The sequence below is a fragment of the Sinorhizobium psoraleae genome (genome assembly GCF_013283645.1).
GTDB lineage: Bacteria > Pseudomonadota > Alphaproteobacteria > Rhizobiales > Rhizobiaceae > Sinorhizobium > Sinorhizobium psoraleae.
In genome coordinates, this window is the sequence record NZ_JABEKV010000001.1 from 1,672,714 (window position 1) to 1,685,342 (window position 12,629).

General features: G+C 62.2%; 14 protein-coding genes. 4 read left to right on the top strand and 10 right to left on the bottom strand.

The annotated features are described in order from the left end of the window. Positions 1 to 54: 54 nt before the first annotated feature. The 3 genes from ILFOPFJJ_RS07820 to ILFOPFJJ_RS07830 form a co-directional block, all read right to left on the bottom strand. Positions 55 to 1,659 carry an EAL domain-containing protein gene (locus ILFOPFJJ_RS07820; RefSeq protein WP_173509946.1) on the bottom strand — a complete coding sequence of 535 codons (1,605 nt, stop codon included), beginning with the start codon at positions 1,657 to 1,659 and terminating at the stop codon, positions 55 to 57. Between the two features lie 226 nt (positions 1,660 to 1,885). Then, positions 1,886 to 2,560 (bottom strand): glutathione S-transferase family protein, encoded by a 675-nt coding sequence (locus ILFOPFJJ_RS07825; RefSeq protein ID WP_173509947.1) that lies wholly within the window; start codon positions 2,558 to 2,560, stop codon positions 1,886 to 1,888. Between the two features lie 241 nt (positions 2,561 to 2,801). Next, on the bottom strand, positions 2,802 to 3,371 hold the full coding sequence (locus tag ILFOPFJJ_RS07830) for a TetR/AcrR family transcriptional regulator (RefSeq protein WP_173509948.1): 570 nt from the start codon (positions 3,369 to 3,371) through the stop codon (positions 2,802 to 2,804). Between the two features lie 79 nt (positions 3,372 to 3,450). On the opposite strand from ILFOPFJJ_RS07830, the gene ILFOPFJJ_RS07835 reads away from it, so the two are divergent. The 3 genes from ILFOPFJJ_RS07835 (at position 3,451) to ILFOPFJJ_RS07845 (ending at position 6,106) form a co-directional block, all read left to right on the top strand. After that, on the top strand, positions 3,451 to 4,359 hold the full coding sequence (locus ILFOPFJJ_RS07835) for an SDR family oxidoreductase (RefSeq protein WP_173509949.1): 909 nt from the start codon (positions 3,451 to 3,453) through the stop codon (positions 4,357 to 4,359). Between the two features lie 196 nt (positions 4,360 to 4,555). Further along, the gene (locus tag ILFOPFJJ_RS07840) at positions 4,556 to 5,368 is read left to right on the top strand and encodes a class I SAM-dependent methyltransferase (RefSeq protein ID WP_173509950.1); all 813 of its coding nucleotides are present in this window, start codon (positions 4,556 to 4,558) and stop codon (positions 5,366 to 5,368) included. Between the two features lie 156 nt (positions 5,369 to 5,524). Then, positions 5,525 to 6,106 (top strand): VOC family protein, encoded by a 582-nt coding sequence (locus ILFOPFJJ_RS07845; RefSeq protein ID WP_173509951.1) that lies wholly within the window; start codon positions 5,525 to 5,527, stop codon positions 6,104 to 6,106. Between the two features lie 129 nt (positions 6,107 to 6,235). On the opposite strand, the gene ILFOPFJJ_RS07850 is transcribed toward ILFOPFJJ_RS07845, so the two are convergent. The 5 genes from ILFOPFJJ_RS07850 to ILFOPFJJ_RS07870 all read right to left on the bottom strand — a co-directional run bounded on the left by ILFOPFJJ_RS07850 (position 6,236) and on the right by ILFOPFJJ_RS07870 (position 10,132). Further along, positions 6,236 to 7,312 (bottom strand): diguanylate cyclase domain-containing protein, encoded by a 1,077-nt coding sequence (locus tag ILFOPFJJ_RS07850; RefSeq protein ID WP_173509952.1) that lies wholly within the window; start codon positions 7,310 to 7,312, stop codon positions 6,236 to 6,238. A 531-nt stretch (positions 7,313 to 7,843) separates the two neighbouring features. Further along, positions 7,844 to 8,083, bottom strand: a complete 240-nt coding sequence (gene rpsU / locus ILFOPFJJ_RS07855; protein WP_173509953.1) for a 30S ribosomal protein S21 — start codon at positions 8,081 to 8,083, stop codon at positions 7,844 to 7,846. A gap of 201 nt (positions 8,084 to 8,284) precedes the next feature. After that, complete coding sequence (locus tag ILFOPFJJ_RS07860; RefSeq protein ID WP_173509954.1) at positions 8,285 to 8,572, bottom strand: cold-shock protein; 288 nt, start codon at positions 8,570 to 8,572, stop codon at positions 8,285 to 8,287. A 142-nt stretch (positions 8,573 to 8,714) separates the two neighbouring features. Next, positions 8,715 to 8,924, bottom strand: coding sequence for a cold-shock protein (locus ILFOPFJJ_RS07865; RefSeq protein ID WP_173509955.1), 210 nt, complete (start codon positions 8,922 to 8,924; stop codon positions 8,715 to 8,717). Positions 8,925 to 9,229: 305 nt separating this feature from the next. Beyond that, positions 9,230 to 10,132, bottom strand: a complete 903-nt coding sequence (locus ILFOPFJJ_RS07870; protein WP_173509956.1) for a LysR family transcriptional regulator — start codon at positions 10,130 to 10,132, stop codon at positions 9,230 to 9,232. Positions 10,133 to 10,223: 91 nt separating this feature from the next. Between ILFOPFJJ_RS07870 and ILFOPFJJ_RS07875 the strand changes: the two genes are divergently transcribed. Next, a complete protein-coding gene (locus ILFOPFJJ_RS07875) occupies positions 10,224 to 10,904 on the top strand; it encodes a DUF924 family protein (protein ID WP_173509957.1) in 681 nt (226 codons plus the stop codon). Between the two features lie 264 nt (positions 10,905 to 11,168). Here the strand turns inward: ILFOPFJJ_RS07875 and ILFOPFJJ_RS07880 are convergent, their stop codons facing one another. Beyond that, positions 11,169 to 11,633, bottom strand: a complete 465-nt coding sequence (locus ILFOPFJJ_RS07880; protein WP_246299493.1) for an NUDIX hydrolase — start codon at positions 11,631 to 11,633, stop codon at positions 11,169 to 11,171. 27 nt (positions 11,634 to 11,660) lie between these two features. After that, positions 11,661 to 12,485, bottom strand: coding sequence for a S1 family peptidase (locus tag ILFOPFJJ_RS07885; RefSeq protein ID WP_173509958.1), 825 nt, complete (start codon positions 12,483 to 12,485; stop codon positions 11,661 to 11,663). Positions 12,486 to 12,629 lie beyond the last annotated feature (144 nt).

The following is a 12,629-nucleotide window of genomic DNA, read 5'->3' on the forward strand; positions in this document are numbered from 1 at the left end:
GGGGCGCGGGCGGGCGCCGCGAGCCTTGGGTCGCTGCATGTTTCCGGTCCCGATTTAAGGAACCGTGCCGTAGGCGGGCATCCGTGGAAGAACGTCCGGGCTCGCGCCGTATTGCTGTTTGCTTTGGTGATAGAACGCGATGAATTCTTCGAGCGGCAGCGGCCGGGCGAAGAACCAACCCTGGCCGAAGGCGACTCCCAGTGCCGCCAGACTATCCGCCTGTTCCTTTGTCTTGACGCCTTCCGCCACGGCGACGAGGGACAGCGTCCTAGCCATGTCTATGATGTGCGGTGTGACCGAGCTCGTCGCCGTATCCCTGCCGACCGTGTCGATGAAGGTCTTGTCGATTTTCAGGGCATCGAGCGGTAGTCCCTGCAGATATTGGAGGCTCGAATAGCCCGTTCCGAAATCGTCGATCGCGACCATATGCCCGCGTGCGCGCGCCGCTGTGATCGTCTCCCGCGCGGACTCGATGTCCATCAGGCCGCGCTCGGTCATTTCCAGCCAGATTTGCTCGTTGTGTATTCCGGTATGGTCGAGCGCGTTCTCGATCACCGACAGGAATCGCCCGGTCTTGAGGTCGGACACGCTGAGATTGATGGCGATGTGCAGCCCGCGATCGGCGACGAGAAGCTTGCCGAGATCGGAGACGACTGCCTGGATCACCTGATCGGTGATGGGCAGGATAAGGCCGCTTTCCTCGGCCAGAGGAATGAAGAGATCGGGGCGGACGATCGATCCGTCCGGACGCCGCCACCGCACCAGCGCTTCCGCGCCGACGCAAATATGCGTCTTCAACGCAACGATCGGCTGGTAGTGCACGATGAACTCCCTGTTCTGTACGGCAAGCGTCAGTTCTCCGAGCGGCGACAGCCGCTTCTTCGAAAGCCAGTAGACGATGCCGACGATGAAGGCGGCGATGAAGGCGCCGACCGGCAGGAGCATCATCTGCTGGCGCCTGAGATCTTTCCGCATGCCCGTGCGCGGCGCGGTCGCAATTGCCAGCCAGCCGTCGCGGCGGGCCACGGCGAAGAGGTTGTTTTCGTCTATGCCGGTCCGGGGCGCGGCAATGATCGATTTGATCAAGGCCGGATTCGGGGCATTCAGCGCGCTGACGAGCGTACCGTTTGCGCCGACGATGGCGAGCGTTATGTCCTCGTCGAGTATCACGTCGACGAAGCGCAAGGGATCGACCAGCACGTTGTAGTTTCGGTGGTGAAGCGCCATCATCGGTTTGCCGCCGCTGACGGCGGGCTGGATCCGGATCGTTACGGCGATGCCGTCGGGCGTCACGTAATCCGCGCCGGCCTGCTCGACCGCTCCCTCCGTCACGCCCCAGGACGTGCACCTCAGAAGCCGGTTCTCGAAATAGCCCATTTCCTCCACGGCGCGGCTGTCGAAGACGGCGAGCCGCATGCGGGCGATGTGGTCGGGCGAGCAGGGCTCTACGCCGGAATCGGCGATCGTGAAGAGCACAAGCCTTGCCTCGGCGAACGACCTGTTGGCGCGTGTGATGGCTCTTTCCGCGAAAAGCTCCAGGCGATCCTGCTCGGACCTGACGGCGAGGTTCCAGGAGACATAGAGCATCGCCGCGATCGGTACGATGGCGCCGATCACGGCAAGCGCCACAGCGACGATGACGACACGTTGCCGGTTCACTTCCGCGTCCTCGATGAAGCGGGCGATTGGCGGAATCGGCGGGCGCTTTCCGCCGGACGGTTCCTGCCAGCGCAGGCTGGCGTGGATATTACCACAGGGGCCGGCGCCGTACGATCATGAGTGGAGTTGGGCGCCGGATACGTGCGGAATTTGCGGGAGGCGACCTTCAATGCACGCAGGTTCGTCCATGTCTATTCGAGCTTGGCCCTCTGGCCGGCGTTCGCCGTCAGAGGAAACGTTCGGGGATATCGTCCTTGTAGGGGAAGAGATCGAAATAGGGCCGCGCCTCGGCGAGCGTGCGCTGGAAGGACGGGCGCAAGAGCAGCCGCTCGAAATAGGCAGCGAGGTTGGGGTGGGTTGTTTCGAACGGCACGAGAATGCCGGCATAGAAGAGGGCGGGGCAGGCGGCGCAATCGGCAATCGTGAAGCTCTCCCCGGTTGCGAAAGTCCTGTCGGCCACCTGTCGTTCGGCCATGTCATAGGCGACGGCGAGGGCTGCGCGCGCATCGGCGACGCCGCGGTGGTCGCTCTCGTCGGGTGCACGCAGCCTGTCCGTGACGATCTTCTGCATCGGCACCTGGACATAGAGGTCGAAGAAGCGATCCCAGAGCCGTGCCTCGAGCGCCTGCGCTGCGTCGAGCGGAATGAGCGGCCTCCTGCCGGGATAGTACCGCTCGAGATATTCGATGATGATCGAGGTTTCGGGCACCGTTCGGTCGCGGGCCTCGTCGCGCAGCACCGGAATCTTGCCGACCGGCCAGAGTTCGAGAAAACGGGCGTTCTCCTCGGCATCCGCGAGGTCGATGAGCCGGCCTTCAAAGGGCGTGCCGGTCTCGTAAAGCGCGATCAGCACCTTGTGGCAGAAGGAGGCGAGCGGATGGAGATAGAGAGTAAGCGCCATCGGGTAATCCTTCTCTTCGGCCGGATGCCGTCGCGTCGTGACTATAAGGCGCAATCGCGGTGCGAAAAAGGGGAGCTTTGGGAAGGCGGAGAGAGTCTCCCGCGCCCAAAGACTTGGGCGCTGCTGGATTCCTGTGACAAGCACAGGAATGAGGGAATCCTTGGCTATGTCTCAGTGAAACCAAGCCAACCGAGAAACGCTCGTCCGTTGCTGCTCGTCCTGTTGCCGACAACTCACTCGCTCACCCTGTGCTTTCCGTGAACGCGGCGACAAAGCGGTCGAGGCTTTCGCGGACGTAGTCCTGCACCGGCATGCGCGGGTCAAAACTCCACCAGAGGAGGGCGCCCTGCCACTGGGCGGCCATCATCAGGCCGATGCCGGCGGGTGCCTGCGGTGCATCGGCGAAGCGCGCATCGATCGCTTCCGACAGCACGTCGCGCCAGCGTGCGCCGCGTGCGCGGAGCGCCGGGTCACGCAAGTCCTCGCGCAGGATCATGAGGTCGTCGGCATAGGACTCGATGCCGCCGTAATCGCCGGAAAGCCCGACGAGCAGCGCCACCGCGCCTTCAGGCGTCTTCGGGGTGCTCTTGGCAAGTTCGAGCGTCAGGCGGTCGAGCCGGTCCCAGGCTTGCAGGAGGGCGGCCTGGATGAGCCGCGCCTTGCTGTCGAAGCGCTGCACCAGCGTCGAGGCGGAAAGGCCGCAGCCGGCCGAAAGTGCGGCGAAGGTCAGTGCGTCCGGTCCGTGCTTCCGCATGATCTCGAGCGCCGTGTCGAGCACGTCTTCGTCAGACATGGTTTTGGGGCGAGGCATTTAGGACCTTTATTTATAACCGAATAAGCGTTTATATATAATGCTCACGCCGAATGCCAATGGTTTGATGGAGGAAGGGATGTCGCTCACGGGAAAAGTGGCGCTGGTCGCCGGCGGAACACGCGGCGCGGGACGCGGGATCGGGGTGGAACTCGGGGCCGCGGGAGCGACCGTCTACGTCACCGGGCGGACGACGCGCACGGAGCAATCGGAGTACCGCCGGCCGGAGACGATCGAGGAAACGGCGGAGCGGGTGACGGCAGCGGGCGGCGTCGGGATTGCCGTTCAGGTCGACCATCTGGAGGCGGAGCAGGTGAAAGCGCTCGTCGAGCGCATCCGCCAGGAGCGCGGCCGGCTCGATATTCTCGTCAACGACATCTGGGGCGGCGAGCGGCTGTTCGAGTGGAACAAGCCGGTCTGGGACCACAATCTCGAAAACGGTCTCCGGATACTCAGGCTTGCGATCGACACGCATCTCATCACCGCGCACCACGCCCTGCCGCTTCTGATCGAACGCCCGGGTGGGCTTCTCGTCGAGGTGACGGACGGCACGGCCGAATACAATGCCGAGCACTACCGGCTCTCCCCCTTCTACGATCTCGCCAAGGTTTCGGCGAACCGTATGGCTTGGGCGCACGCCAAGGATCTTGCGTCCCACGGCGCCACGGCGGTTTCGCTCACGCCCGGCTGGCTGCGTTCGGAAATGATGCTGGAGGCCTTCGGCGTGACGGAGGCCAACTGGCGCGACGCGGCTGAGAAGCAGCCGCACTTCGTCATATCCGAAACGCCCCACTTCATCGGCCGCGCGGTGGCAGCACTTGCCGCCGACCCGGACAAGGCCCGCTGGAACGGCAAGTCTCTCTCAAGCGGCGGCCTCGCCAAGGTCTACGGCTTCACCGATCTCGACGGCTCGCGGCCGGATTGCTGGCGCTACATGGACGAGGTGATGGACCCCGGCAAACCGGCGGACGCGACCGGATATCGGTAAGGCCGACGACGTCGGATCACCCACCTTCCGCGCTCGTCTCGACCGGCGTATGATCGCGCTACTGCATGTTTCCTTAAAATCGGGGCCTGATTTAAGGACAAAAACATGCAGCAATCCGAAGTGCTACAGCGACCTTTGCGCGTCTGAAAAGACGCACGGCGCTGTAGGACATGTGTTTGGCGGGAGGGCGAGCACGATGGCGGAAATGGACAAGGTGTTTGCGGGCGCGATACCCGATCTCTACGACCGCCTGCTTGTGCCGCTCATCTTCGCGGGTTATGCCCGCGACCTTGCCGCGCGCGTGGCACGGCTAAAGCCCCATGACATTCTGGAGATCGCGGCCGGAACCGGTGTCGTCACCCGCGCGCTCGCGCCGCAAATGGACGCCAACGCGCGGCTCGTCGCGACCGACCTCAACCAGCCGATGCTCGATCTTGCGGCTGAAAGGCAGGGCGACGATCCGCGCATCACCTGGCGGCAGGCGGATGCGCTGGCGCTGCCGTTCCAAGCCTGGAGCTTCGACGTCGTCCTCTGCCAGTTCGGGGCGATGTTCTTTCCGGACAGAGTGCAGGCCCACCGCGAGGCTCACCGCGTGCTGAAGCCGGGCGGCTATTTCCTCTTCAATGTCTGGGACGCGATCGAGGCGAACGAATTGCCGCTGGCCGTGACGGAAGCCCTGGCCAGGCATTTTCCCGACGACCCGCCGCGTTTCCTCGCGAGAACACCGTATGGCTATGGTGACCCGGCCGCCGTCCGCGCCGACCTGGAGGCGGCCGGTTTCCGCAACATCACGCTGGAGACGCTGGAAATGAAAAGCGGAGCGCTTTCGGCGGAGGAGATCGCGACCGGCTTGTGCCAGGGGTCGCCGCTCAGAAACGAAATCGAGGTTCGCGACCCTACGGGCCTCCACGCGGCGACGCGGGCGGCAGCCGATGCCCTTCGGCAACGCTTCGGCGAGGGGGCGATCGAGGGGCGGATCAGGGCCCACGTCGTGAGCGCAAGCCGGTAGAGCATTTCACCGGTCCATGGACCTAACGCGTAAATTCCAGACGGGAAACCGTTACACGCTCTACGGTCTGCAACCTTTTCAGCATAGAACAAGCCGGATGGGGAAACCTGGCAAGCGGTTCCCGCCTGCATCCTCAAAAAAGACGGGAGGACGACGATGCGAAAGCTGCAATCGCAAGGGGTTCATCACATCACGCTGGTCGGCGCGGACCGGCAGACATCGATCAATTTCTGGGAAGGCCTGCTCGGCATGCCTTTCGTCTTCGAGCAGCCGAACCTCGACCGGGCGACGGAAAGCCATCTCTATTTCGACCCGGGCGATGGCCGGCTGATCACCGTCTTCACCGACGAGAACCGCAAGCCAGATCCGAAGCGCACGTCGACCGACATCGGCTGCGTGCATCACATCGCCTTCGCGGTTTCGCGCGCGACGTTCCAGCAGGCGGTCGAGCGCCTTGACGAGCGGGAGATCCGGCACAGCGGCGTCAAGGACCGCGGCTTCATGGACTCGATCTATTTCGAGGACCCGCTCGGGCTCTTGGTCGAACTCGCCTCCTACCGTTTCGAGCCGCCGGCCGGCCATACCCACGCCGAGGTGCTCATGGAGGCGCACAAGGTGCGGGTGGCGCGCGGTGACTACAATATCTCCGAGGTGCATCTTGCCGACGCCATCGAGGCGCTGATCGAGCGGACGCGGCCGTCGTTGTCGGCGGACCGAACGCCGAAGAACCCCTATTGACGAGGGGACAGGAAGCAACAGGGGCGGGCGGCTCAATCGCAGTCGATAGCGCGTCCGACAGACACGCCTCGCTGTCGTGGCGAGGCAGCATGCAGCGCGCGGCAAAAGCGTCCCGTCGATGCCAAACTGTCACCGCCGATAGAGCGACCAGTCCTTGCGTTGGCCGCCGGCCTTGCCTTCGGCGAAGAAGACGACGGCTTCGCCGGCCTGTTCGGCGGCGGTTTCGAGCGCCTTTTCGGCATTCGCGAAGAGGCTTGCCGCCGTATCGGCATCATAGGTGGTGCTGCAACCGAAACGGGCCGTGACCGCGGGCATGCCCGGCCGCTGACCGTTGAAGGCGCGCAGACAGCTCATGCGGATATGCTCGGCAACGCGCTGGACCTCCGCCTCGCTGGTGGTCGCGACGAGAATGCCGATCTGCGGCCGGTCGAGCCATGCGGCAAAATCAGTGGCATGGATGGTCTGCGAGACGACGGAGCCGAGCCGCTGCAGGATCGCTTCCTTGAGCTTGATAAGCTCCTTCTTCTCGAAGGGTTCGAGCGCCAGCAGATTGCAGAGGATCAGCGACGCGCCGTCCGGATAGCGCTCACCGCCGTAGAGCTCGGCGAGCTTGCGGTTGAAGCCGCGCCGGTTGGCGAGATTGGTGGCGGCGTGCGTGAACTTCGCGCGCTCGAACTCGTCGAGATCGCCGGTAATCGCGGTCACCGCCGAGATATGGGTCGACACGCTTTCCAGCATCTCGTCACTCTTCGAGCGCTGGATCTCGGTCGCCGCCCGGATCGCCTGCAGCTCGGACTGGATCCTCTGGGTGTCGCCCGGATCGATCGAGGAGAAATTGCCGCTCGCCTGACCGAGCATGGACGAGTAGCTCGAAAGCGAGTTCTGGCCTGATTGCAGCGACTCCTTCAAGGTGGAGAGCTCGCTGTGGATGCGGTTGGCGGAATCGTCGACGACCGATTGGCCGAAGTGGTGCGGCAGGTACATGCGCGCCAGCACGTCCAGATCCTCCTCGGTCACGTCGCGGCCGAGGCGCGCGAATTTCTCGCGCAGTTCCGGATTGTTGCCGCTGATGATTTCGCACATCAGCTCGTAATTGACCGGGGAGGCATCGATCTGCATCCGCTCGAGCGTGGCGAAGGCATTGTAATAGACGTCCCTGCGGATCTGCTGCGCAATATGTTTCGGGGAAGGGCTCACGACAGCCATGGTGCGGCACCTTTCAAAAGAAGCGTCTGACGCGGATGGGGAGGGAACGCATGAAGCGGAACCCCGGTCGGAAAAACGGCGGCAATGATTTTCTTCGACCCCGCATGATGCGGACGAAATGATGCGTGATGCATCCGATCGAACGGCCTAGAATAGCCGCAAGCGCGTTAAGGGCGGGTGAAAGGAATGGGGAGAATGTGTGCGGCTCGCGGGGATTTTGCAGGGACCCGCCTCTGAACCCCGATGTGCCCGACATCTCGACCCGATCGGAGTGGTCGAACTGACCGGCCGGGCGATACGCGACTACGCCCGCAATCCTGTGCTTGTCACAGGAATTCGGCAGCGGCCGAGGGCCGCAGCGCGGGAGGCTAACCGATGGCAGGAATGATCGCGGCCATGGACCGCCAGACGGACGGTTGCGTTGCCAGCCGGTTGTCGACAAACCAGGAGTCAAACACGGCGCAGACGCGCCGTGGCTGGATTTCCTGTGCATTGCTGGTCGGGCGCTTCCGGAGTTGCGCCTTCAGAGCGTTAGCGGGCGGGGCGGGCCACTTTCTTCGGACCGGGCAGCAGGCCTTCGCGCTGGAGTTTCTTGCGGGCGAGCTTCCGGTAACGGCGCACGGCTTCCGCCTTTTCGCGCACGCGCTTTTCGGACGGCTTTTCGTAGGCGCTGCGCGCCTTCATTTCGCGGAAAACGCCTTCGCGCTGCATCTTCTTCTTCAAAACGCGAAGGGCTTGCTCGACGTTATTATCCCTGACGAGAACTTGCAAAGTATATCCTTCCTTTCGACGGCAGATGCCGTGTTTCTGCATTGGTTATATGCGGTTCGTCTTGATTGAAGAGGGGTATCCCCTGTTCACATTCTCGGTTTCAGATTGCCGGCCCGGTTTCACATTGCGTGGTGGCGAACCGCATGGCGAAAACGATGGCCGCGGGCGATTGGTTCAGGCGAAGGCTTCACTTCTGCGGCTTCACTTGGCTGCCTTGGTGCTCAACGGCTTCAGCCAGGGCCGGCCGCTGACCATTGCCGCCGCGTCGTCCGGCCGGGCCGGCAAGTCCGTTTCGGTGGCATCGATATCGCCTTCGAAGATGCGCCGGTCGAAGTTCTCCGCTCCGAAACGAACGCGATACTGCGGCTCTCCGTATTCGGCCGCCGGCAGGACCCCGACGATGCAGCACTTTCTGTCGGCGCTCGCCGTCCGGGTGAGGTCGGCCCTCAGAACCACCGTGTCGCCAATGCTGTACCTGTTCCGGCTCATCGCCATCTCCTTTGTCGGAAACTTCCGGCGTCGGGAGTTTCCGGAGGCAAAACAAAAAGGCCGGGCGTTACCCCGACCTCTTCCCTGTCATTCGCGCGCGCCACTGCCAGTACATCCGTGGTCAGCGGCGGCGAATGACAAATTACGCAGAGCGCAGGTTGTCCGCCGAGCTCTTGCCGGACTTGTTGTCGCGCACGATGTCGTAGGTGACCTTCTGGCCTTCCACGAGCGAGCGCATTCCTGCGCGTTCGACGGCGGAGGCATGCACGAACACATCGGTCTGGCCGTCGTCGGGCTGGATGAAACCGAAGCCCTTGGTGCTGTTGAACCACTTTACAGTGCCTGAATTCATAACGATTTCCTTTCAATCGCGAGAGTTTCCGGACAAATATTTCATCCGGCTTGATCGATATTTGAGAGGAAATCTGACAAGCGCATCGGCGCTTCGGCAAAGGTCACAAGCAATGTTCGATTGCGCTATATATAGACGCTATTGGCGGATATGCAATGGACGGACGGAATTTAATCGGAAAGGCGGGTTTTCGGGACGGGGAAATACGATCAAGTCCGACTGGCACCCGAGATAATATTTCGGAGGACCATCGACACGCTGGCCGAGGAGTGTAGGCAGCGGTTTGGGAGTGGGGTGCAGACGAGCTAACCGGACCGCCTGAGCACGTCGAGGAGCCAGACGAGACCGGTATCCATCAGCGCCGCCTTCGGCACCACCGCCTGGACGCCGGGGCTGCCGAGGCCCAGCGTCAGCTTTGCGGTGGCGACGGCGAAGCGCTCCGCATGCATCGCGACGAAGCGCTTCGGCAGGAAGCAGATCAGCTGCGTCTTGCTGACGAGATCGAGCGCCAGCAAGAAATTCGGCACGGCCAAGGCTACGCGACGAGAAAGGCCGCGGCTTTCGAGCAACTCGTCGACAAGGCCCCGGAGGTCGCCTCTGGGGGCGACAAGCAGATGCTGCATGCGGCAATAGTTCTCGAGCGTCGGGTTTTTGAGGAAGGGATGGCCGCTCCGCGCCGCGACCACGAACTCTTCCTCGTAAAGCGGTTGCGCGCTGAAGCGGGCCGGCAGTTCGTAAAAAGGGGCGATCGCCACATCGATCAGCCGCCCATCGAGATCGGAAAGCGCCGTCTCCATTTGCATGTGACGGACGACGAGATCGATGCCCGGCGCGTTGCGGGCGATCTCGTCGAGCAACGGCGGCAGGAAAACCGAGAAGCCATCGGCCGTGCCGATCGTGAAGCGGCGCCTGGCGCGCGCCGGATCGAAGGGCTCGGCCGTGGAGATAACGCTTCTCACCCGCGCGAGAATATCGGCTATCGGCGTCGCCAGTTCCTTGGCGCGATCGGTCGGCACCACGCCCTTCGGCGTCTTCAGGAAGAGCGGATCATTGAGCAGCCGCCGCAAGCGGCCGAGACCGTGGCTGACGGCGGAGGCGGAGAGGTTCAGCCGTTCGGCGGCGCGGCCGACATTCCCCTCGTCAAGCACTGTTTCGAAGAGCACCAGCAGGTTGAGGTCAGCGCGCGACAGGTCGATTTCATTCAGCATAATGCTGAAATCATATCACTTCATTCAGTACCTATAAAGTCGTAGGTCTTCGGGCGAGGCCCGTGCGGTCTCCAACCAACTGGAGGGCGAAATGAGCGACTTCATCGGGTATATCGAAAGCTTGGCGCTGCGCAGCTTGCAGCCAGCGGAGGGAGAGCGCCAGGCACCGGCGCGTGCCGATCCAGCCGTCAACGCGCGGCTGCGCGAGGCGCTCGCCGGCGAGGCGCTTGTCGGCGAGGATAGGGCGGCGGCGGTCATCAACTTCTGGCGCGACGCGGGGCCGACACGCTGGTTTGCCAAGGAGCCGGAGTTCGATCGCATCTTTCGTGAGCGCTTCCTCGCGAGCCACGAGGCGGCGGCCCGCGGCGAACTCTTGCATTGGACGGTTTCGCCGGAGAAGACGCTGGCGCTCCTTCTTCTCCTCGATCAATTCCCCCGCAACGCCTTTCGCGGCACGCCGCGCATGTATGAGACCGACGCCCTGGCGCTCGGCATAGCACGCGCCGCCGTGGACGCGGGTTACGATCTCAAGGGGCCGGCCGACCTGCAGCTCTTCTTCTATCTTCCGTTCGGCCATTCGGAAGAGATTGCCGACCAGGAGCGCTCGGTCGAACTTGCCCGCCGTCTCGGGGAGCCGAGTCTTTCCCACGCTATAGGCCACCGCGATATCGTCCGCCGCTTCGGCCGTTTCCCGCATCGGAACGGGATTCTCGGACGGACGATGACGGAAGAGGAGCAGCGGTTTCTCGACGCGGGTGGGTTTGCGGGGTGAGAGAGGGGCGACGAGCGGACCCCTCCTGCATGTTTCCGTAAGTCGTAGGATAAGAACATGCAGCAATTCAAAGTGCTACAGCGTCCTTTGCGCGTCTGATAAGACGCGCGGCGCTGTAGTATAGGCGAATCTCCTCCGACGACGTGAGCTTCGGTGTCGTTGTTTTCAACTCAGCGAGCTGTCGCATCTGAGGCAAGAAACAAGAAGCCTCGGGTTACCCTACTTCCTGTCATTCGCCTGGCGCCGCTGCCAGTCCATCCGCAGTCAGCGGCGGCGTGTGCTCCGCCCGATCAGTTCCCGGTAATGCGGAAAGATGTGATCCGCGGTGAGGGGCGCGAGCGCCGCGCCGTCAACGTCAAACGGCGATACCCATTTCACCTCCTCGATTTCCGCCGCGGGGTGAAAGTGAACCTGCTCTGTCCGGACGAGGAAGACATCCGCATCAACGCGGTGTCCCGGTTCGTTGGATGCTTCGGCACTGAACGCACCCAGGACCTCGAAGGACGCCGGCTCGACGTCAAGGTCGATCTCTTCCCTGAGCTCCCGCGCCAAGGCCGCATCCGGCGCCTCCCCGGGACCGATCTTTCCGCCCGGCTGCATGAAGGCGCTCGCCCCGCGCTTGCGCACGAGGAGCGTTTGTCCGTCGGGGCGGAGCAGGAGGGCGGCGGCGATGCGGATTGTGGTCAATTTCTCCATCTGCTTGATCGCCTCTTCGGAGTACTCTGCCATAGCATCGTCTTCCCGCAGATGAGGCGGTCAATGGAACCGCGCTTCCAAAATAGGTGCCAAGTCACGGATCATGCGCGACTTGACGCAATACCCCAAGTTCGTCGGGATTTTGGAAACGCTTACCGGGACAGTGGAGGTGGGAACGGGCTTTACGACAATTTCGCCTTCGGCGTTGTATTGAGGGCCGCCCCAGAGAAGACCAAGTAAATGAAATCTGCTTCCAATGGCAATCCCGCCGTCCTTCATGGCGTAGCTTCCATTGTCAGCTATCATTACCGGCGAGCCCGATGAGCCCGGGAAACATGCGCAGTCGATCATGAATTCAGGACGCCCATTATAATCCCTAGCAAAAGGAGTGGCCGTGATGCCCCGGCGAACCACCGGCAGATTGTTTGATTGATCCCAAATGCCGGTTGGGTATCCAATCATCAGGATGTTTTCGATTGCAGTCAGAGAATTTATTTCACTCTCCGTCGGAATGTTCGCGAGGCTGAAGCCGCGATAATAGGCGGGCGTTGCAGCCTTCTCCATCTCGTTCAAAATAGCTCCGACTGGAAAGGCCGCGAGATCAACGCTGGGGTCGGGGTGTCCGACAATCATTTGGTCGAAGCCCTCAATGTCCCATGAGTTGAACTGACCAAAAAAGGGCTGATCACCGTCGGCGCGTGAGATATAAATCCTAGCCCTATTTGCACCATGAACGACATGCTTGTTGGTAATGAGCGTCGTCATAGTGCCCTTACCGGCGACTTCGAAATTGAAGAAGAAGCCTGTTCCTATGGACTGTTCACCGGCAGGGGTAAAAGTCTCAATCCGGCTCGTAGTGTGTGGTAACTGATCAAACATTGACATCGGTTTTCCCCCAATTCTCTTTCACAATTAATCGCAAGGAAATGGGGGCTACAATAGGTTGTAGTTTCACAATCCAAGCTTTTTCTCGACCATACCGATTTCGGCAGAGAGGGGGTCAGTTTGGTGCTACAAGGCAGCTTACAA